Source organism: Cohnella xylanilytica, assembly GCF_014212175.1.
Taxonomy (GTDB): Bacteria; Bacillota; Bacilli; order Paenibacillales; family Paenibacillaceae; genus Cohnella; species Cohnella xylanilytica.
Genome location: NZ_JACJVR010000106.1, coordinates 71755 through 93086 on the forward strand (window position 1 = coordinate 71755; position 21332 = coordinate 93086).

Annotated in this window: 14 protein-coding genes; 9 read left to right on the forward strand and 5 right to left on the reverse strand. The window is 61.8% G+C overall.

All coding sequences use genetic code 11. The features are described from left to right. Window positions 1–25 precede the first annotated feature (25 nt). A complete protein-coding gene (locus H7B90_RS26185) occupies window positions 26–937 on the reverse strand; it encodes a LysR family transcriptional regulator (protein WP_185138850.1) in 912 nt (303 codons plus the stop codon). Window positions 938–1130: 193 nt separating this feature from the next. Here H7B90_RS26185 and H7B90_RS26190 point away from each other — a divergent pair, with 193 nt between their 5' ends. After that, window positions 1131–1595 (forward strand): DinB family protein, encoded by a 465-nt coding sequence (locus H7B90_RS26190; protein WP_185138851.1) that lies wholly within the window; start codon window positions 1131–1133, stop codon window positions 1593–1595. A gap of 95 nt (window positions 1596–1690) precedes the next feature. On the opposite strand, the gene H7B90_RS26195 is transcribed toward H7B90_RS26190, so the two are convergent. Beyond that, complete coding sequence (locus H7B90_RS26195; protein ID WP_185138852.1) at window positions 1691–3946, reverse strand: hypothetical protein; 2256 nt, start codon at window positions 3944–3946, stop codon at window positions 1691–1693. Beyond that, window positions 3943–8157 (reverse strand): hypothetical protein, encoded by a 4215-nt coding sequence (locus tag H7B90_RS26200; protein ID WP_185138853.1) that lies wholly within the window; start codon window positions 8155–8157, stop codon window positions 3943–3945. The genes H7B90_RS26195 and H7B90_RS26200 overlap by 4 nt, the downstream gene beginning before the upstream one ends. Before the next feature lie 358 nt (window positions 8158–8515). Between H7B90_RS26200 and H7B90_RS26205 the strand changes: the two genes are divergently transcribed. Next, a complete protein-coding gene (locus H7B90_RS26205; protein ID WP_185138854.1) occupies window positions 8516–9517 on the forward strand; it encodes a glycoside hydrolase family 43 protein in 1002 nt (333 codons plus the stop codon). Between the two features lie 130 nt (window positions 9518–9647). On the opposite strand, the gene H7B90_RS26210 is transcribed toward H7B90_RS26205, so the two are convergent. After that, window positions 9648–11075, reverse strand: coding sequence for a DHA2 family efflux MFS transporter permease subunit (locus tag H7B90_RS26210; protein WP_185138884.1), 1428 nt, complete (start codon window positions 11073–11075; stop codon window positions 9648–9650). A gap of 382 nt (window positions 11076–11457) precedes the next feature. On the opposite strand from H7B90_RS26210, the gene H7B90_RS26215 reads away from it, so the two are divergent. Then, window positions 11458–12753 (forward strand): FAD-binding protein, encoded by a 1296-nt coding sequence (locus H7B90_RS26215; protein ID WP_185138855.1) that lies wholly within the window; start codon window positions 11458–11460, stop codon window positions 12751–12753. Window positions 12754–12823: 70 nt separating this feature from the next. Here H7B90_RS26215 and H7B90_RS26220 read toward each other — a convergent pair whose 3' ends face one another. Further along, window positions 12824–13372, reverse strand: a complete 549-nt coding sequence (locus H7B90_RS26220) for an NADPH-dependent FMN reductase (protein WP_185138856.1) — start codon at window positions 13370–13372, stop codon at window positions 12824–12826. 155 nt (window positions 13373–13527) lie between these two features. On the opposite strand from H7B90_RS26220, the gene H7B90_RS26225 reads away from it, so the two are divergent. The 6 genes from H7B90_RS26225 (at window position 13528) to H7B90_RS26250 (ending at window position 21286) form a co-directional block, all read left to right on the forward strand. Continuing rightward, entirely contained in the window at window positions 13528–13911 is a 384-nt protein-coding gene (locus H7B90_RS26225) for a winged helix-turn-helix transcriptional regulator (protein ID WP_306421783.1), read from the forward strand. A gap of 171 nt (window positions 13912–14082) precedes the next feature. Continuing rightward, a complete protein-coding gene (locus H7B90_RS26230) occupies window positions 14083–14679 on the forward strand; it encodes a TetR/AcrR family transcriptional regulator (RefSeq protein ID WP_246578703.1) in 597 nt (198 codons plus the stop codon). Between the two features lie 302 nt (window positions 14680–14981). Continuing rightward, a complete protein-coding gene (locus H7B90_RS26235) occupies window positions 14982–16559 on the forward strand; it encodes a response regulator (protein ID WP_185138858.1) in 1578 nt (525 codons plus the stop codon). Then, a complete protein-coding gene (locus tag H7B90_RS26240) occupies window positions 16556–18385 on the forward strand; it encodes a sensor histidine kinase (RefSeq protein ID WP_185138859.1) in 1830 nt (609 codons plus the stop codon). Before H7B90_RS26235 ends, H7B90_RS26240 begins: the two co-directional genes overlap by 4 nt. A gap of 12 nt (window positions 18386–18397) precedes the next feature. Further along, the gene (locus tag H7B90_RS26245; RefSeq protein ID WP_185138860.1) at window positions 18398–19771 is read left to right on the forward strand and encodes an ABC transporter substrate-binding protein; all 1374 of its coding nucleotides are present in this window, start codon (window positions 18398–18400) and stop codon (window positions 19769–19771) included. 129 nt (window positions 19772–19900) lie between these two features. Then, window positions 19901–21286: an ABC transporter substrate-binding protein gene (locus tag H7B90_RS26250; protein WP_185138861.1), complete on the forward strand. Its 1386-nt coding sequence runs from the start codon at window positions 19901–19903 to the stop codon at window positions 21284–21286. Window positions 21287–21332 lie beyond the last annotated feature (46 nt).

Here is a 21332-nt window from a genome sequence, read left to right on the forward strand (position 1 = left end):
GGGGCGGGCCTTCGGCGTTCCGCGCTTATCCCGACGAACGGGCGCTTCGTTCCATCACGCCGCGCAGGAAATCTTGCAGCCCGGCGATGAACAGCTTGGCGGCCTGGCCCATATATTTGTCCGTCCGGTAGACGATGCAAATATCCTGACTGGGAGAAGGATTCAGCAGCTTGACCGCCGCGATCGAGTCGCGGTCGAGGTAATCGAGCAGCAGCCGGGGCAGGATGGAGGCGCCGATTCCTTGCTCGACGAGCGACAGGAGCGACGACAACGTGGAAGTCACGATCGGATTGTCCAGGGACATCCCTCTCTCCTGGCAGCACGACTGAATCAGCTTCGTCATCTGATGCTCGGCGCCGAACAGGACCAGCTTAAGCTGCCGCAGCTGCTCGAAGGGGACCGCCTTCGACTTCGCGAGCGGATGATCCGCTCGAATCGCCAAGGCGAACTCCTCGTGGAACAACGGAATGACGGCGATGCGGTCGTCCGGCTTGGAAGGCGCCGTGGTCACGCCGAGATCGCGCGTTCCGTCGAGGACCTGCTCGTAGACGTCCATCGTCTCCGTCACGCGAATCGAGATCTTCGGATACGTCCGGTGGAAGTCGACCAGCAGAGCGTCGAACAGCAGGTCTCCGTCGCCGGGCAGAATGCCGATGTCCAGCCTGCCGCCTTCCATCCTTTTCAGATCCGCAATCGCCCCTCTGGCATAGTCGAGACGTTCGAAGACGAGATGACATTGCTCCAGCAGGATTCGGCCCGCCTCGGTGAGAGCGATCCGCTTGCCGATGCGATCGAAGAGAGGGAGTCCGAGTTCGTTCTCCAGGAACTTGATCTGCTGGCTCAGGTTCGACTGGGTGGTGCACAGCTGTTCGGCCGCCCGGGAGAAGTGCATCTCCTTGCAGACGGCGGCGAAGTACTCGAGCTGTCTCAGTTCCATATCCGGCGCTCCCTTCGCGTAGCGATATTTCTCTCCATTATAAGGGCGCCGGCTTCCTCCAACAAACGGACGTTCCTTCATTACTGAAACCGATCGATTGCATCGGAATCCCGCGATTGTTGCCTTGTTGCCGGAGAAGTACACTTGGATTGTGCAAAGGAAACGAAGCCAATTACGAGGAGGAAAATTGATTATGACGCAATCGATCATCGACACGGGGAAGGTTCTGCGGCAGATCGTCATCGGGCAGCTTCTAGGCGTAGAGGAGAACCGGATGGACGTCCGGCCGGAAGGCTTCAACAATACCGTCCGCTGGAACGTCGGGCACGTCGCCTACTGGATGGATAAATACTCGACTCTCTCCTTCGGCACGCCTTCGAATCTTCCGGCTTCGTACGAGACTCTGTTCAATTCCGGAACGAAGCCCGAGGATTGGACGTTCGCGCCGCCCTCGAAGGAGGAGCTGATCGGAACGCTGGCGGCGCAGCTGGACCGGCTGTCCGAGGTGACGCCCGATCGGTTGGACCGGCCGCTGGACGCTCCGTTCGAGATGGGCCCGTTCCGGTTCGAGACCGCGGGCGAGCTGTTCAACTTCGCGCTGATGCACGAAGCCATCCACCTGGGCGTCGTCTCCAGCCAGCTCAAGCTGATCTCTTGATCCGACTAAAGACGGCGGTCGCCTCCCTGCCATACGGGGGAAGCGATCGCCGTCCGGCTTGTTCTTGTACCCGGATGCCTCCCGGATGCCTCTCGCTACGCGATCAACGCCGGAAGGACGACCTGGATCGTCGCGAAGTCGCTCTGCGCCCCGCCCGAGACTCGCTGCACGCCGATGGTGACGAGACGGTCGACATTTTGCGGAATCGGGAGCGGCAGCGTATCGTAAAGATAACGTTTGTTCTGAACGGGCTGGGCCGGGTGAAGCCCGGTCGATCCCCGAAGGACCAGCTCGGCTGCGGTCGCGGCCCCGTCGGTCCACCAGACCGTATAGGTTCCTGCCGTCTCCGATGCGAATCTCACCTTCAGAAGCGTCCGGTGATAGAAGTCGATGCCGAGCAGTTCGACGGTGAACGGCGGCGGCGTCTGCAAAGCGGCAGGATAATGAAGCGCGCGCACGATGCCGCCCTGAGGGCCGATTTGGCCGCCGAAGAAACTAAGCCGCGCCATATAAGAATGAACGGCGACTCCGTCCGGGGCTGGCAGGGGATCGTCGAACACGAGCCGGTCCGGCAGTCCTACAGCCGGAAAATGCGTTATTTTCGTCCACAGCGCCGGATGCTTCATGTCCTGGACGAGCCGCGCGCTTCCGGGGCCGAAGGCGTCGGCCGAAGAGCCGGCGTTGTCGGAGGCGCGAATAAGCACTTCGTTGCCGCTAGCCGCCACAATCGTCTCCGTGATGCCGCCGGCCGACAGCGTGCCGCCGATGAAGTCCTCCAGCGCCGACGCTCCGGCGACGACCGTCCGGTACAGGCCTCCTCCGGCCGGTACGGCGCCGCTGACGGTAACGGATGCGCTGCGGGGGGATTTCGTCTGCCGATAAATGTTCAGCAGGCCGTTCGATCGCCTGACGACGTCGTCGGGCTCCCAGTCGCTCTCTCCGGGAGCGGGGGCCCGGCGCACGAGGGTAGTCGTCCCCGACTTGCAGGCGGCGGACTCGAACGCGGGCGGCGACGGATGATGGATCAGCTGCAGCGGCGTCTCCGGCGACCAGGCGGAATAACCGCTGACGCGGTCCCAACCGTCGACGGCTCTGGCCCTGGCCGAGAGCCGGACGTCCGGGAAGGCGACTTCGAAGCTGCGGGCGGCGGACAGCCGGAGAGGCGGGTCTTCCGGCCTTCTCGTTCGGAGGTGGTAAGCCGTATGGCGCTCGGCCGAACCGGCTATCGAACTTTGGCCCACGACCTCCTCCACTTCGACGCCCAGCGCGCGCGGATCGCTCTGGTCGACGGTGAGCGTCATCCGCGTCTGGTACCGGTCGGTTCCGAATTCCAGCTGACGGAACTTATAGGGCGAAGAGCCGATGGGGGCGATAGCAGAGGCCGCTTCGCTCGCGCCCGTACCGAATTCGACCAGCCGCACTTGCGGGTTCAGATACTGCGGAATTCCCGGCACGCCGAGCGGCGGCGCAATCGCGGGCCGGACGACCGCGGGATTGCTCGCCTCGCCGGTATCGGCGTCGACGACCCGGTAAGCGACGAGCGTCTTGGCCGGTTCCTTCAACGGGTCCGCGAGAAGCTGGTCGAGCGGACTCATCCGGTCCCGCGGGCCGTCGTAGTAAGCGAACCCGCCAAGCAGCGCGTATTCCCATCTCAATCCGAGCAGCGTCAGGAACGAGTCCCAAGAAGAAGGTTCCCCGTGCTGATCGTCCGAGGGAGCGGAGGCTTGGGCGGCCTTCGCATGCCGGACGACGTCTTCCCATTCCCGGTCGCCGAGGGTAGGCGGGAGGCCATAACGCTCGGCTGCCGAAGACAGATCGGAGTCATAGGAGGCTTCAACTCCGATCTCGGCGATTCGCTCCCAGTCCAGACCGAAGTCCCGGAACAAATCAAGCGTCTGCAACTTCTCCAACGTGCCGCCTTCGCCGATCGCGACGATCGTATCGATGCCCAGCCCCTCGGCATAGACGGAATCGCCGTTCCCGACCGTTCGAGCCGCTTCCGTCCGGCCCGTCTGCGAGTTTGCGAACAGAATGCGCGCCTCCGTCCCCCGCCACGTGAACGACACCGCCTGAACCGGCCCGCTCAATCGGTGCTCCGAAGCGGGAAGCAGGGGGCCGAAGTGGATGTCCCCGTGTAACTGCCACCAATTCGCCGGATAGTCCGCAGATGACGCTTGACGGAATTGGCGCAGCTCTCTGGAGTCCAATAGCGCCCGCTCCACGATGATGGACCGGGGAAGCCCGCGGTAGCTGCCCTCCGCCCCGATCTCCTGCACGGGATAATGCCAACGAAGCCGATTGCCCGCAGGGGCATCGGGAACCCAGCCGAGCGCGGATAGATAGATGGTCAAGACTCCTCACCTCTCCCAATGGAATCGCTTCGTTCATGGCCGTCTCCGATAGCCGAGGCTTCCGCCGTCCGTTCCCAGCCGTCTGCCGATGCCCGGAATTCGCCGGCAAGCGGGATTCGCGGGAAGGCGGCCGGTTCGCCGGCGCTCATCCGCCGAATATCGCGGAGATCGAGTCCGGGCGAATCGGACGGCGCGGACTCCCGGTCGGCGGCCTGCAGACCGTTCGCAGACGCGTCCGCAAGAGTCCGCTTCGGGTTCACCTTGTCGCCGATCGCCGGATCGAAGGGGCGCGGGTCGAAGGGGCGCGGGTCGAAGGGGCGCGGGTCGAAGGGGCGCGGATCGATCACAACCGGAATATCGATCGGCGGAATCCGGATGCCGCCCTGGCGCGGCAGCGGCCAGGCGAGCCCGAGCGGCTGCACGAACTTGAGCGTCGCCGTCTCCGGGACGGGACCCGCGGCCGGCGTCGGACGAAGCCGCGGAAGGCCCGCCAGGTGAGGATCGAACGACAGCCTCAGCTCGTATTCGCCGCGCGGCAGAAGGGCGGGAATGCCGGCCAGCTCGCCGGTTAAGAAGGCGGAGCTGCCGTCCGGACCCGGCAGGATCGACACTTCGAGCTCGAGCTTGCGCCGATGGGCGAAGCCGGTCGGGCAGCCCGCGGCCGGCTCGACGTGGCGAATCGTCAGCTCGGCCGAGACGCGCCGCCAATCGACGGGCTCCGGCGTGCGCAGCCACAGCGCGTAGGGCCGGCCCTGCGGGTCGGTGACGGCTTCGACCGTCGTGCTGCCGGCCGCGATGTTGATGCCGGCGAGAGGGTCGCCTCCGGCGGAAAATTTCGCGCCCGTGGCCGCCGCGAACCGGATGAACCGCAGCGCGGCATCCTCGTCGATATCGCCCGTCTCGGCCGCGAGCGAAGGCGGGAGCTGCCAACCGGCCGGGGGTTCGGAATATTCCTCCGGATACGGCTTCGGCGTCGGGATCTTATCGATCGGCCCCGGGATCTTGTCGATCGGCGGCACCTGCGGCTTGATCTTCTCGCTCGCGACAACCGGATTCTTCTTGGCGCGCGCCGCGCCGCTCAGGACAATATGGCCGATGCTGCCCGCTCTGGCGAGATCGAACGCCGGATTGATCCGGCCGAAAAGAGGACCTCGCTTGGCTTCCGGCAGCGGGCATTCGGCGGTTGTATGCCGGCCGGCCGAATCGTAATACACCGTCACGCACGAATGCGGCCAATTGACGTGCTGGTTGAAGTCGGCGAATGCCGAGGCGTAGCCGCTCCATTCGTCCAGCCGCACTTCGCCTTTGACGGGGTGCTCGAACAGAAGCGTCAGCTTCGCGGCGCCGGCTCTCGGAAGCGCCCCGGCCAGCTCCGCTTCCTGATCGGCGGGAACGGAGCCGCCGCGGGCCAAGATCCAATTCCGGCTCTCCGGCGGCAGCGAGCTGAGGCCGTCCGCGGCGGCGGCCGGCGTTAGCGTCTCCTCGAAATCGCCGATGCCGTCTTCATAGGAGATCCGCGCGATCAGAGGCACGCTGCCGAACACTTCGCTCACGTAAGGAACGACAAAACGGACGGCTACCTTATAGCTGCGATAAACCGGGAACCCGAAACCGTACTGCGTCGGATTCCATTTGTCCTTGGTCCAGGTCGTCCAGGGATGGCGGGCATTGGCGAACAGGCGGGTGTCTCCGAAGGTCGAGTAGTAAATGTAAGGGCGCAGCGTCTCGGGATACACGACCTCGAACTCCTTCTCGAAGGCCCATTCGACGGGGCTTGCCGGCGGATACGGAACGGATGCTCCGCCGCTTGCCGGATGCTCCGCCTTCGACCGCCCTTTTAGCGTCAAGCGATACTTGCCGGGCTTCAGAGTCTTCTTCGTCCACGAAGCGGAAGAGGCCGGCACGGTCTCCCGGTAGCGAATCGCATAGACGTACAAGGAATTTAATCCCCGTTCGATAGACTCCAATTGGAGAGTGAAGCGGTCGACCGGCACGGGCAATCGGAACGTGACCGAGACTAGGCGCAGATTGCTCGTTACGGGACCTAGATCCGCGACCTTCGCCTGAGCTCCGCCGGAGGAGAGGAGAGAGAGCAGGTGGATCGCCCGCTTGCCGGCAATGACGAACAAGGATACCTCCGATACGAGAACCGGGCTGCCTCCGAGATCCAGGAATCGAAGCGAGAACCCGGACGTTGCGAGCACGCGGGTCGGAATAACGGGCTGGAACGAGGCAATGAGCCGATCCGGAGCTCCGTTCGCGTTGCTCGGCTCATATTCCACGGATCCGAACTTGCGGGCTTCGGGGATCGCTTCGGGAGCGCCGTAGCCGAAGAACAGATCGTGCAGCTTCTCGGCTTGTTCGGAGACCGGGAACTTCAAGGTATCCGACTTGGCCGTAATCCAGGCGAACGGGTCGGAGCCGAGAATGTGCAATTGGGCGGTTCCGCCGCCCGGACCTTCCGCCCAGACGGCTCCGACGTCCGGTACGGCGGTATGGTGAACCAGGTCGAACAGCTCGAGCTCCAACAGATCCTCCGTAACCGTATAGCCTCCCTGTTCGCTCGGTCCCGCGTTTTGACTCGGCTCCACCTTGCCCGTCATATCGCGAACCCGTCTCGTGAACGGAATGACGAGATCGAGATCCGGCCACGGCTTATCGGCGTCCAAATTCCATTGCAGGTCGCTGAGGACATGGATGGCGGTAACGGTTTGCTGCTGCGCGGTTATCGCGCCATTGATCTCGTACGTGCCGACCGTAAGCGGGGAGGAGAGGGCCGGCGCGGAGGCGATGTTATCCCCGAACGACTTGGTGAAGCTGACGTCCGGAATCGGCCACGGCAAGTCCAGCTTCACGCCGATCTCGAAGCGGAACAGCGTCGGGTCCGGGAAATAAACCTCCGCGGAGGCGTCGCCGCTCAAGATAAGCTCGAACTTCCACACCTTGATGCCGAGCTCCCCATGCACCTTGATCTGAGCGCGAACGAGAAGAGGGTCCCATCCGACATAGGCGTTCAGCGAGACCGCGAGCCTGGCGATCAGCGTGATCACATCGCCGATCTCGTATTTGCCCCCGATTCCGATGGAGCCTCCGAATGCGATCCGGCGGTGATTGATGCGGAAGTACGCGTCCGCTTTCTGGAACAGGAGGATGGAGACGACGGGGACATCCTTGAGCAGCTCGAGCTTCACCGGTCTCGATTCGGTGCCCAGATCGAGGTACCAGGCGGTCGGATCGGAGAAGGAGAAGAACACGTCCAGCTGGCCGCTGCCTTTGATCAGCTTCTTCAGCTCGACGTTGACGCCGAGGCCAAGCGCCAGCGAAGCGCTCGCGGCATCGAACACGAAGAAGCCTTCCGCGCCGAAGCCTTCCCGCTTCAGCAGGACGCCCTTCCCGCCGACGATAAAAGTCCCGCTCGGCATCAAGAAGGCGAATCCGACGGGATTGAGCTCGAAGGCGAAGCCTTGGTCGGCGATGGTGCAGAGGACGGTGCGAACGCCGACGCCGACGGACGTTTGGCCGATCGGCCCGTTCTTCCAGCGGTCGATGCCGTTCCCGGCGCGCGCCCATGTCACATAATCGGCAGCCGACGGCTTCGGGATCGGAATGCCGCCTTGCTCCAGACGAGGCACGAAGTTATAGGCGAAGTCGCCGCCCAGTCCGCGCAGGCCAAGCCCGGTCGGGCCCAGCGGAATCGACGAGCCGCGCGGAGCCTGGCCGTCCAGGCCGAGAATCATGCCGCGGTCGCTGAAGCCGCCGTAGATCGCGCCCGAGATATCCAGCGGGATCAGCTTCAGAGAGCCTTGCCCCAGCCAGGCGCCATCTTCGTAGCCGAAGCCGAGGCTGCCTTTATATTTTCCTTCCGATTCGACAGTCAAGTCGCCGAGCACGGTCTTCCATTGAACGATGCGGATAGGAGCTTCGGCGAAGGAGAGATGAACCTCCGAGCGGGAGATGACGATCTCCAGGCGCATGAAGGGGGTGACGCCGCCGATCGGGAAGGCGCCTCTGACAAGCAGCGTAATCGTATCGGACCCGATGTCGACTCCAAGTACCCGAACGAGCGGCGAAGAGGATAGCTCTTGACCTGCCGTCAGGCTGTGCAGCTTCTCTCTGATTGCATCCTCCGCAAGACCGGGCAGCATCTCGAAAAAATCGGCGATCGCTTTCCAGATGGTATCGCGGATCAGCTTCTCGAACCATTCGAACATCGCCCATACTCCCTTCTGGCAGCCGCTTAGTCGGTTCCCTCGACTGTCCGACAAGAATATAGCATACGGCCGGGAATCCTGACAGAGACTTTCAGCTAACGACGACCATGCCAAAATTACTATATAATGGTTATCCATTTGTGGGAAATTGTCATCTTGCCGCGACAGGGAACGCCCTTCAATTCCGCGAGTGCTCGGATTTACTCTTGGGCGTCTCATCCTCTATAATTTGTAGGGGAAATTCTGCAATTTCTTTATTTCGGATCGGGGCAAAATAGAAGATAATATTCGGAAGCGGCCTTGAACGGGGATTCGCCCCGGCAGGCCGGCACCCCGAGATCCCGAGATTACCAACCGAATGGAGCTGACCCGATTGAACGACGCGCCCAAACCGAATCAGCCGCTCGTCACCCACCTCTTCACCGCGGACCCTTCCGCCCACGTGTTCGACGGCCGAATTTACATTTACCCTTCGCACGATGTGGATCACGACGGTCCGGACAACGATAACGGCGACCAATACGCGATGGAAGATTACCACGTCTTGTCCATGGCCGACTTCGAGTCTCCGGTCGTCGACCACGGCGAGGTTCTTCACCTCCGGAACGTTCCCTGGGCGTCCAAGCAGCTCTGGGCTCCGGATGCCGCGTACAAGAACGGCCGCTATTATCTCTTCTTCCCCGCGCGGGATCGCGAAGGGATCTTCCGCATCGGGGCGGCGACGAGCCCGTCGCCGGCCGGCCCCTTCGAGCCGCAGCCGAGCTATATCGAAGGCAGCTTCAGCATCGATCCGGCGGTCCTCGTCGACGACGACGGCCAGTCGTATATGTACTTCGGCGGCCTGTGGGGCGGCCAATTGGAGAAATGGCAGACCGGCGTCTTCCGTCCGGACGCCGAGGGACCGGCAGCCGACGCGCCGGCGCTCGGGCCGCGGGTCGCGCGGTTGAGCGACGACATGCTGTCGCTGCGGGAAGCGCCGCGGGAGATCGCCATCGTGGACGAGGAAGGAAGCCCGATCCTCGCCGGCGACGAAGACCGGCGCTACTTCGAAGGGCCTTGGGTGCACAAGTATAACGGCTGGTATTACCTCTCGTATTCGACGGGAACGACGCACAAGCTCGTGTACGCGGTGAGCCGCGAGCCGATGGGACCCTATACGTTCAAGGGGACGATCCTCACGCCGGTCATCGGCTGGACGACCCACCACTCCATCGTCGAGTTCCGAGGCAAGTGGTATTTGTTCTATCACGATTGTTCGCTGTCCGGAGGCGTCAACCACAAGCGCTGCGTGAAGTATACGGAGCTGCGGTACAACGAGGACGGAACGATCCGGACGATCGATCCGTACGCCGAGGGGTAAGAAGCGGCCCGGCTATTCTGCAAGGGAAGAGCTTGGTATCGCCAAGGCCCAACTTGCTCGAACGACAAAAAAACGTCTCGATCCGATATTCATCGGAGAGACGTTTTTTTGTCGCGTATTCAGCTATCTGTTATGCGATTTGCTCCTTGGCGCGAACCGCGGCGCTCTCGTCGGACGCCTGCGCGACGCGCTTGATGAAGAAGGAGAGCAAGAGGCCGACGACGCCGATGCCGATGATGACGAGATAAGCGTCGTTGATCCCCTGGATGGTCGCGTCCGTGATCATCTGCTGCTGCGTGGCGCCTTGCGCCGAGCCCGATGCCATCATATCCTTCATGTGCGTCTCGGTCCGGCTCGTCATGACCGTGACGAGCAGCGACGTGCCGATGGCGCCGGCCACCTGCCGGACCGTGTTGGAGATGGCCGTGCCGTGGGCGTTCAGCCGGTTCGGCAGCTGGTTGAGGCCCGCGGTCTGGATCGGCATCATGAACAGCGCCATCCCGATCCGGCGTGCGGTGGACATGAGAATCAGATATAAATAGCTCGTCGAATCCGTCAGATCGACGAAGCCGATCGTCGTGGCGATCGTGATGACGAGTCCGATGACGGACAGCCACTTCGCCCCGAACCGGTCGAACAGCCTTCCGGTCACCGGCATGAGGAAACCCATGACGAGAGCGCCGGGGAGCATCAGCAAGCCGGATTCCAGCGCGGTATACCCGCGAGCGTTCTGCAGGTACAGCGGAAGCAGCATCATATCCGCATACATCACCATCGTAACCGCGATATTAATGATAGTCGTCAGCGTGAACATGTTGTACTTGAAGGCGCGCAGATCGAGCAGGGGATTGCGCGCGACGAGCTGCCGCCAGGCGAACAAGACGATGGCGACGACGCCGGCGGCCAGCGAACCGAGCACTTCGCCGCTGGACCAGCCCTCGCTGCCGGCCCGGCTGAAGCCGTACAGCACGGCCCCGAAGCCGACGGTGGACAAGGCGACGCTGAGCAAGTCGATCTTGGCGGGAGACGGCTCCGATACGTTGCGCAGATAGACGAAGCCGCAGACGATGACGATAAGGGCGAGCGGAATCATGCCGTAGAACATCGTCTCCCAGGCGAAGTTCTCGAGAATGTAACCGGCGAGCGTAGGGCCGATGGCCGGGGCGAATATAATCGCGAAGCCGACCATGCCCATGGCCGCTCCTCTTTTCTCCGGGGGGAACAGCGTCAGAATGACGTTCATAAGCAGCGGCATGATAATGCCGGCTCCGGCCGCCTGAATGAGCCGCCCGACGAGCAGAACGGAGAAGCTCGACGCCAATGCCGACACGATCGTTCCGACGAGGAAGATGATCATGGACGCCTGGAACAGCTGGCGCGTGGAGAATCGCTGCATGAAGAAGGCCGTGATCGGGATCAGAACGCCGTTGACGAGCATGTAGCCCGTCGTGAGCCACTGGGCCGTGGCGGCGGAGATGCCGAAGTCGCCCATCAGTTCCGGGATCGCGACGCTCATTACCGTCTGGTTCAGCGTGGCCAGGAAGGCGCCCAGAATCATGATGAACAGGATCGGGCCCTTCTTGACGGAATTGCCGGTTGTTGCCGTATTCGTACTCAACCTGTTCCATCCTTTCGTTCCTATCTCTCTGTAGATAGTTTACATAGTGTCGTATACTTTACGAGCGATAAATTAGATTATAAACGGAACGGATGACATTACAAGCGACGATTTCGGTCCGGATTGTTATTTAGTTAACAGGAACTGGCCGATGTGTTACGGAAGATCGACATATTAGACAGAGCCTTTGAAAATGTCGTTTAAGGCTTGCGGGCTTGTCCGAACCGGGAGCTCCGCGTTGCAATCGGCCTGCGGGGAACAGATAATGAGGAAGGGGATTGAAAATAACGAGGGAAACGCCTCCAAGTCGGAGAGGGTGCGAATGAGCAGGAGTCATAATTGGGCAGGCAATTATACGTATAACGCTACGGAGCTAATCGAACCCGAAGACGTCGCGCAGGTGCGCGAGCGGGTCGCGGCGAGCGGCCGGATCAAGGCGCTCGGCACGCGCCATTCGTTCAACGGCATCGCCGACAGCGCCGGAAGCCATCTGTCGCTCGCGAAGCTGAACCGGATTCTGGAGCTGGACCGGGAGAACGGCAGGGTGACGGTCGAAGGCGGCGTCCGTTACGGGGAGCTGGGGCATTATCTTCACGACAACGGCTTCGCGCTGCCGAATCTGGCGTCGCTGCCGCACATTACCGTCGCGGGCGCTTGCGCCACGGGCACGCACGGCTCCGGCGACCGGAACGGGAGCCTCGCGACTTCGGTTCACGCGATGGAGATCGTCCGCGCGGACGGGAGCCTCGCCTCGCTCTCCCGCGACGACGGGGACGAGACGTTCCAGGGAGCGGTCGTCGGGCTCGGCGCGCTGGGCGTCGTGACCAAGCTCACGCTGAACGTCGTTCCGACGTTCCGGGTGGCGCAGCGCGTGTACGAAGAGCTGCCCCTGGCGCGGCTGGAGCAGGGGCTGGACGCGATTTTCTCGAGCGCTTACAGCGTCAGTCTGTTCACGGATTGGAAGAAGGACTCCATCAATCAAGTATGGGTGAAGGCGCGGCTGACGGGGGGCGATTCCGGCCCGGATTCGGCTTCATCGGTCCGCGCGGCGGAAGCGGAGGCCGAGTTCCACGGGGCGAGAGGGGCGCGGACTCGCCTGCATCCGGTGCCGGGTTTGTCCGCGGACCCCTGCAGCGAGCAGCTGGGCGTTCCGGGCCCTTGGCACGAGAGGCTGCCGCACTTCCGCATGGACTTCACGCCGAGCGCCGGCGAGGAGCTGCAGAGCGAGTATTTCGTTCCGCGCGAGCAAGCCTACGCCGCTCTAAGCGCCATCTACGAGCTGAGGGAGAAGATCTCGCCGCTGCTGTATATCTCGGAGATTCGCACGATCGCCGAGGACAACCTGTGGATGAGCCCATGCTACAAGCGGAATTCGGCGGGGATTCACTTCACCTGGAAGCCGGAATGGGAGAAGGTGCGCGAGGTGCTGCCGCTGATCGAGCGGAAGCTGGAGCCGTTCGAAGCGAGGCCGCATTGGGGCAAGCTGTTCGCCATGCCGCCCGGACGGGTGCAGCCTCTCTACGAGAAGCTGCCCGAATTCCGGCGCCTCGTCCGGGAATTCGACCCGGCCGGCAAGTTCCGCAACGCGTTCCTGGAGGAGTATATCCTGAAGGAGTAAATAAAGCCTATGTCCCCTTCGTATAAGGCTCCGGGGACATAGGCTTCTTCTTTTCAACGGAATCCGAATCTTAACGCAGCGTCTTGAGAGCGCCGCTCCAGGCGACGAGCTGATCGAGCATCGCGTTCACGTTCGTCAGATGCAGCTCGGCCGGCTTGAACACGGAGAAGTTCTCGAAGTCGGTGAACAGGGAGAGCGTCGGATGAACGCGGACGTCCGCCACCAGCAGCTCGCCCAGAATGCCGCGCAGATGCTCGGCTGCGCGGGCCCCGCCCGTGGAACCGTAGCTGACGATGCCGGCCGCCTTGTTATTCCAGGCCTCGCGCGCCGAATCGATGGCGTTCTTCAGGACGCCCGTGATGCTGTGGTTGTACTCTTGTACGATGAAGACGAACCCGTCGAGGCTGTTGAGCTTGGCGTTCCAGTTCGCGATGCCCGGCTCTTGTCCCGTTCCTTCGCCCAGGAAGGGGAGCTTGTAATCCGCGATGTCGACGATCTCGTACTGGGCGTCCCCGCGCTTGTCGGCGATCTGCTTGACCCATTCTCCCACCTGCGGGCTTACGCGGCCTTGACGGGTGCTTCCGAGAATGATGCCGATCTTCAGTTGTCCGGTTGTCATGATTGGTCCCTCCGATCACTCTATCGTAATTTACTTTGTATTACATAGTAGATTATAATTTGTAATGCGCGTATCCGATAGAAGGCACTTGGAAGATACCTGGTATCCCGGAAGGAACCTAGTTCAGCCGAATGACGGAGGAGATCGAATTGTCCATGGACTGCAAGGCCGAGGCGGTGTTGGAGATCCTCGCGGGGAAGTGGAAGCGGGTTATTCTGGAACAATTGTTCTCGAACGGGACGATGAGATTCAGCGAGCTTCGGAGGGCGATTCCGGATATTACCAAGAAGATGCTGACCTCGCAATTGCGGGAGCTGGAGTATCACGACATCGTGAGCCGCCAAGTGCATCTCGACGTTCCGCCCAAAGTGGAATATTCGGTGACGGAGTACGCCCATCGGCTCATTCCGTTGCTCGAGGGCTTGAACCGCTGGGGAACGGAGCATATCGAGCACCTCAAGGAGATCTACGGCGAAGAATATGCGGCCAAGTCGCCGGCGCGTCCCCGGAGGCCGGATCGGGCGGCCACGGGGGAATAACGGGTACGGACCCGCCAACCGGCTATAGGAACGGCCATGAAGCCGGCTCCCCAGGGAGCCGGCTCTCGTTCGTCCGCGGCACGCGCCGGGTTGGACTCCATTTACACAGTGTCATATAATGAACACGCAATCGATTATTCAGACAAGCACGCCTAGGAGAGGAGAACGACGTTGGATCCAACGAACAGCCGCACGGACCCCCGTATCCTCCGGACCCGCCGAATGCTTCGGGAAGCCTTCATCGAATTGCTTGAGGAGATGGACGTCGACAAGATCTCGGTCAACCGCCTCGCGGAGCGCGCCACCATCAACCGGGTGACGTTCTATCTGCACTACCGGGACATTCCGGACATGATGGACAAGCTGGCCGACGAGATGGTCGAGGAGATCTCCAAGATTCTGGGAGAGGAGCGGCAGGAGCCGAGCGCGGACCCGAACGAGGATTGGCCGATGATTCTCCATCTGCTGGAGCATATCGCGGAGAACTCCAAGTTCTATAAGGTCGTTCTCGGGTCCAAGCGGACTCCGCTCTTCACCGAACGCCTCCTGGGACTTCTGAAGAGGCTCATCACCGAGAGAATCGAGCGCATCGAAGGCATGGCCACCGTCACCCGGGCGGGCGTCCAACGCGACATCGCGATCTGGTACGGCTCTTCGGCCCTGATCGGCACGATCGTATCCTGGCTGCGCCACGACATGCCGTACACGCCGGCGTTCCTGGCCAAGCAGTTTATGCTGCTTCGCCGCCAGTTCAACAAGCAGCCGTGAGCCGGCCGGAATCGTCGCGGCAAGCGCCGCATTCCGGCCCCCGTTCGTACCGGCCGCCGGCCCGGCAAGTCGACGCGCTCCGAATGTCTTCCTCTGTCCCGATCCGATCCGGCCGCACATTCCCCGATCCGAGCCCGCCTCTCGTTCCCCGAAACCGGTTCCCGGCCGCTATTCGTCGGTCCGGCGCCTAGACGGGAATCCAAAGATCGTTTCATTTTCTAAAAATAATAGAGGTACCCGAGCCCTTCCCGACAGGTTATAGTAGAGAATGACAGCGCTTACGCAAAAAGAGGGTGTGTCATTTGGAAACTCTGCTGATCGTAGACGACGAGCCTCGCCAGGTCAAGGCGCTCTCGGCCATCATCGGGAAGAAGTGGCCCCGGTTCCGCATCCTCGAGGCGGCGGACGCGGAGGAGGCCTGGAGCCTCCTGCAGCGCGAGCCTATCGACGCGGTGTTGACCGACATTCGAATGCCCGGCAGCGACGGCTTGTCGCTCGCCGAGCGCATCGCGAACGAGAAGCCGGCGGTTAAGACCATCTTGATAAGCGGATACGGCCGATTCGAATACGCGCGCCAAGCCCTGGAGCATCGGGTCGTCGATTATCTCGTGAAGCCGATCGGGCTGGCGGATATCGAGAGAATCGTCGCCAAGCTGCAGCATCTGTTCGACCGGGAACGGCGGCTTCGCCAATCGGAGACCTTGTACCGCGAGCATCTGTGGAGAGCGTGGCTAGGCGGAACGATAAGCCGCGAGCTCAGAGACGAACTGTTCAAGCCGTATCCGGCCGGAATCCCGGGGATCGCCATGGTCCTCGAGTTCGCCGCGCCGTCTTCGGAGATAGAGGCGGATCCCGACCCGTCCGCGTCAGAACGGTTGTCGGCGAAGTGGTCGGAATCGTTGGCGGCGCTTGGGAGAAGCGAATGCTTCGCCGATCCGGCCCGTTCCCGAATCTATTCCTTCGCCTGGCTGGATCAAGCGTCAGCCGCGCGGCACGCGCCATGGACCCGAACGGTCAGGAAAATATACGAACGGCTCGCGGAAGGAGAGGAGCGGCGGATATACCTCGGAATCAGCAGGCTGCAGCCTTCGCTGACCGAAGCCGCGCCGGACGCCCTCGGCGAAGCCTTGCTGGCCGTCCGGCACCGCTTCTACGCCGAGAACGAGCCGATTCTGCTGCGCTCGGAAGTCGGCCCCTTCGCCGACGCGGCTCGGACCGGAACGAAGGAAGCGGCGGAGGCCATCGCCTCGGCCGTCCGGAACGGAGACCGCGCGGGAGCGCGGAAGCGGATGGACGCCTTCTTCTCCTTCCGGGAATCGCCGCCTTACCCGGAGCCCGACGTCGCGAAGGAAGAGACCGTCCTGTTGTACCGCGGCGTCGTCGAAGCCTTGCGAAGCGGCCTTCTCGCCGAGATCGATCTTCCGTCCATGGCGGCGGCGAAGCGGAGCTTCGAAGCCAGCCAGAGCTGCCTGGAACTCAGGTCCCGGTTCGGCCGGCTTCTGGACGCTCTGTTCGAACAGGCGGAAGCGGCGAGGCGGGACAAGAACGGGCAGCTGATTCTCCAATGCCAGAACTACCTGCGCGAACGCTACATGGAGGATCTGTCGCTGGAATCTCTCGCGCAGATGTATCACTTTAACCCGTCCTACTTCAGCAGCCTGTTCAAGCAGAAGACGGGAGTGAACTTCTCCGATTACGTTCTGGAATTGCGGATCCGGAACGCGAAGCGGATGCTCGAGAACACCGACGATCGAATCGCGGACATCTCGGAGCGGGTCGGCTTCCGGAACGTGACCTACTTCAACAAGATGTTCAAGCGCTATACCGGCATGTCGCCGAACGCGTTCCGCCGGATGAACGGAAGAGGCGCCATGGGATGAGAAAATGGTTTAACGCGATGAAGGACAGCCGCCTTCACACGAAGCTGCTCCTTACCTATATCTTGCTGTTGGCGGCGACGGCCCTTATCTTCAGCTTGAGCGACTACCGGCTGAACCGAAGAACGATCCTGGAGATGGCGCAGAAGGACGTCTATACGATCGTGAAGAAGAACAACGAGATCATCGACTCCAAGTTTTCCCGAATCCGGGAGATGATCTACGGCTTCACCGAAGACGCGGATTTCTACGAGACGTTCTCCCGCCTCGACCCCGGGAACAAGACGCAGGTGCTGACCGCGGATCTTCGCATCAAGGCCATCCTGGATAAATATTTCGCCCAGTCCCAAGACATCTATTCGGTCCAGGTGGCGACTTCGTACTTCATCTTCGGCACGTCGTCTTCGGCGAACAGCGAGCACGCCAAGAACTTCATCCCGATCCGGGAGTTCGACGGCTCGGCGATTCATCTTCTCGCGAAGCGGGGCGAAGGGAAGATCCAGTGGGTTCCCACCTACGACTTCGCCGAGATGTACCGGGTGCCTTACCTGAAGCAAGTGGACTACGATTACCGCTACTTGTTCTCGGCCGTCTCGATGATCCAAGGCACCTACTTCAAAGGGAGGTTCAAAGCCTATTCGGAGCTTAAGGACAAGCCGATCCTGATTCTCAACTTCAAGGATTCGCTGTACACGAACGTCTTCGACGGCAGCCTCCCGGTCGGCGGCGGCGCTTACTTCGTCGTCGACGGGGACGGGCGGATCGTCTCCCACCCGGATCGATCCCGGTTGACGTCCCGGATCGAGCTTCCGGCTCTGGACGAGCTGATGAGCGAGAAGCACGGCGTCCGCATGCTCAAGATCGGCGGGCGGGAACAGGTCGTGGCGTATTCCCGTTCGGAGATTACCGGCTGGCTCAGCGTCGCCGTCGTGCCTCCGAGCGAGCTTCTCGGTCCCGTCATCCGCCAATACGGGCGCAATCTGCTGTTCACCGTCGGCATCATCACCTTGCTGTTCGTCGGCTTGTCCTTCCTGCTGTCGCGGCTCGTCACCCATCCGTTCCGGACGATGATCCGGGCGATCGCGAACACGGGCGAAGGCCGGTTCGAGACGCGCTTCCGGGAGAGCGGGAGCTACGAGTTCAAGGTGCTGATGAAGAAGTTCAACGACATGAACGAGAACATCGGCAAGCTGATCCGGGAAAATTACGAGACGAAAATTCGCGAGAAGGAAGCCGAGATCAAGGCCCTGAACCTGCAATTGGACCCTCACTTCATGTACAACACGCTGAACATGGTAAGTCTCATGTCGCTGGAACGAGGAGAGGCGGAGATCAGCGAGATCGTCGTCAGCCTGTCCAACATGCTCAAGTATATGGTGAAGACCGATGCGGCCGTCGTCCGGTTCCGGGACGATCTCAATTATTTGCAGAGCTACGTCACGATCATGAGCAGCCGGTTCGAAGGAACGTTCCGGGCCGAATACGACATCGACGAAGAGATGCTCGACGGGGAGGTCCCGAAGTTCTTCCTGCAGCCGATCGTCGAGAACGCGTTCGTGCACGGCTTCAAAGGATTGGACCGATTCGGCAGGCTCTCGATCTCGTGCCGGAAGGAGAACGGCGAGCGCGTCTATCGGATCGAGGACAACGGACGGGGGATGGACGCTTCGAAGCTGGACGCGCTTCTGAAGGAAGAGCATCACGTCGGAATAGCCAACGTGAACCGGCGAATACGCCTCCTGTACGGCGCGCCGTACGGGGTTCATATCGATTCCGTTCCGGACGGGGGCACCGTCGTCTCCGTCACGCTGCCGCCGGCCAAGTCATAGGGGGGACTCCGCATGCTGCGCAAGCCGATATCGATAGCACTGGCGTTCGCCCTGCTCCTCGGCGGCATTCTGACGGGACTGCGCTGGGAGGCGGGGCGGTCCGCTTCTTCCCCGAAGGAGACGTACCGGGACAAGGTTACGCTTCGGTTCACGTATTGGGGGTCGCTGGAGGAGCAAAGGGCCATTGAGGACGCGCTCGCGGGATTTATGCGGGAATACCCGTGGATCGCCGTCGAAGCCAGCCAACTGCCGAATTCCGATTACAACACGAAGATGCTGGCGATGTCGGCCTCGAACGAAGAGCCGGACATCGCGTACATGACGACGGAGCTGGGGGAAGCGTTCGCCCGGCAAGGGAAGTTCCTGAATCTGTTCGATTATCTGAATCGGGATCCGGAGCTGAAGCGGCAGGACTTCCTGGATTACCTCTGGTACAAGTCCGATCCCGAGTATGCCTGGGGGATCAGCACCGCGGCCGAATGTTACGGCTTGTTCTACCGGAGAGACCTGCTCGCGGAAGCGGGCGTGTCGCCCCCTCCCGCCAGGGCGGAGGAGGCTTGGACGTGGGAACGGTTCGTCGACGCGGCGAAGCGGCTTACGCTGGACAGCGAAGGGCGCAATGCCTACGATCCGGCCTTCGATAAGGACCGCATCGTTCGCTACGGCGTCATGTTCGAGACGTGGCCGGAGCCTCTCAACAACTTCATCTTCGGGAACGGAGGCGATTGGGTCAGCCCGGACGGCTCCCGCTTCACGCTGCACGAGCCGGCGGCCGCGGAAGCGATTCAGCGGCTCGCGGACCTTGTCAACGTGCATCACGTCGCTCCGTCCGCTTACGATTCCAAGTCGCTGCCCTCGATTCATATCGCCCTGCAGGCCGGACTCGCGGCCATGATCGTCGACGGCCAATGGATCAACCTCGATCTCGGCAAGGCGAACGTCGATTACGACATCGGCGCGCTTCCGAAGCTGAAGAAGAGCGTCACCGTCGCCCTCAGCGGCGCGACGGTTCTGTTCGCCTCGTCCCGCCATCCGGACGAAGCCTGGCTGCTGTACAAGTGGCTGTCCGATCCGAGCAAGGCCATCCACCTGTACGCGGACGGGCTCTGGATGCCGGTGCTGAAGAAGTGGTATACGGATCCCTCTCTCGTCGACCGCTGGGTGAACGCCAACCGGGCCGCCCATCCGCCCGGCTTCAAGGACGCGATGCTGCGGCAGCTTCTGGAGCGCGGGGTACCCGGCGTCGGCTACTACTTGCGCAATCAGATGGACATTTACCCCGAAGTCACGGAAGCGCTGCTGCCCGTCTGGCAGGGCGAGAAGACGGCGTCGGACGCGCTTCGGGAGCTGGCGGCCCTGGTGGAAGAACGGTATCCGCAAAAATAGTCGAAGAATCCAAAAATGGTTCAAGGAGGACCCTCCTCGGGTTCGGTATAGTGGAATGGCGAAGATGAAAGCGTTTCAACCGACGCTTCGGGCTTCGACACTATACCGATCGTGGAGGGTCTTTTCGGCATGAGAAAGCAACTGACGGCTATTGCGATTCCGCTGAGCCTGGCGCTGCTCGCGACGGCTTGCGGCGGGAACGGGAATGGGAATGGGAACGGGAGCGCCGCGGGCGGTTCCGCCTCGCCTTCCGGATCCGCTTCGTCGCCGGCATCGTCCGGCGGCGGCCAGAAGAACGAGCAGGTCACGCTGAAGTTCATGGGCTGGGAAGTCAGCCCGCTCGAGACGGAGAGCGTCAAGAAGGGCATCGAATCGTTCATGAAGTCGAATCCGAACATCAAGGTCGAGTACACGACGATTCCGGGCGGCACCCAGTACGTCGCCAAGATGCAGACGCTCGTGCTCGGCAACGAAGCTCCCGACGTGTTCTTCCTGCAGAGCGACTATTACAGCGACTTCGTGAAGCGGAAGAGCCTGCTCGACCTGACGGACCGCGTCCAGGCAAGCGGCATCGCCGGCGATCTGATCGACTCCGCCGTCAAGCTCAGCACCGTGGACGGCAAGTATTACGGCATCGAGTCGTGCATCGTCGCTCCCGTTCTCTACTACAACAAGGAGCTGTTCGACAAGGCGGGCGTGCCTTATCCGCCGAGCGATCCGGCCAAGGCTTGGAGCTGGCCGGAGTTCGTGGACGCCGCCAAGAAGCTCACCGTCAAGAACGGCGACAAGACCGAGCAGTACGGCGTATACGGCCTGGAGACGTACTACAACACGATCGCCGAGATCATGAGCAACGGCGGCAACTGGTTCTCCGACGACCTGACGAAGTCGGCGGCGAACACGCCGGAAGTCAAGGAAGTGCTGCAGGCGATCTCGGACCTGCGCAAGAAGGAGGGCGTCGCGCCGGAAGGCAAGCTGCTCACGAACAGCGGCATGAGCGCTTCCCAGATGCTGCAGACGGGCAAGATCGCGATGCTCGTGGACGGCTCGTGGGCGCTTCAGGAGCTCTCGAACATGAACTTCGAAGTGGGAATGGCGGTGCTTCCCAAGTTCAAGGAAGCCGTGACCCACGGCCAAGCGCACCTGCACGTCGCTTCGGCCAATACGAAGCATCCGGACGAAGCGTGGAAGCTCATCGAGTTCTTGTCTTCCGAGGAGTACCAGCTTCAGAACGTCAAGGCCGGCCTCTGGCTGCCGAACCACAAGTCGCTGTATTCGGAAGAAGGCATTAAGAAGTGGCTGACTCCCGGCGTTCATCCGGACGGCTTCGAAGAGATGATTCCGTACTTCACTTCGTCCAAGACGTATCCTTACGCGCTGCTGAGCAGCCAGAAGATCCAGGAAGATACGTCCGCGGAGCTGGACAAGTACTTCCTCGGCAACCAACCGCTCGACAAGACGGTCGAGAATATCGAATCCGTCGTCAATCAGAACTTGCAGGCTCAAGGCAAATAAACAGATTGCGGAGCGCCGGAAGGACCGGGCGACGGTCCCGTTCCTC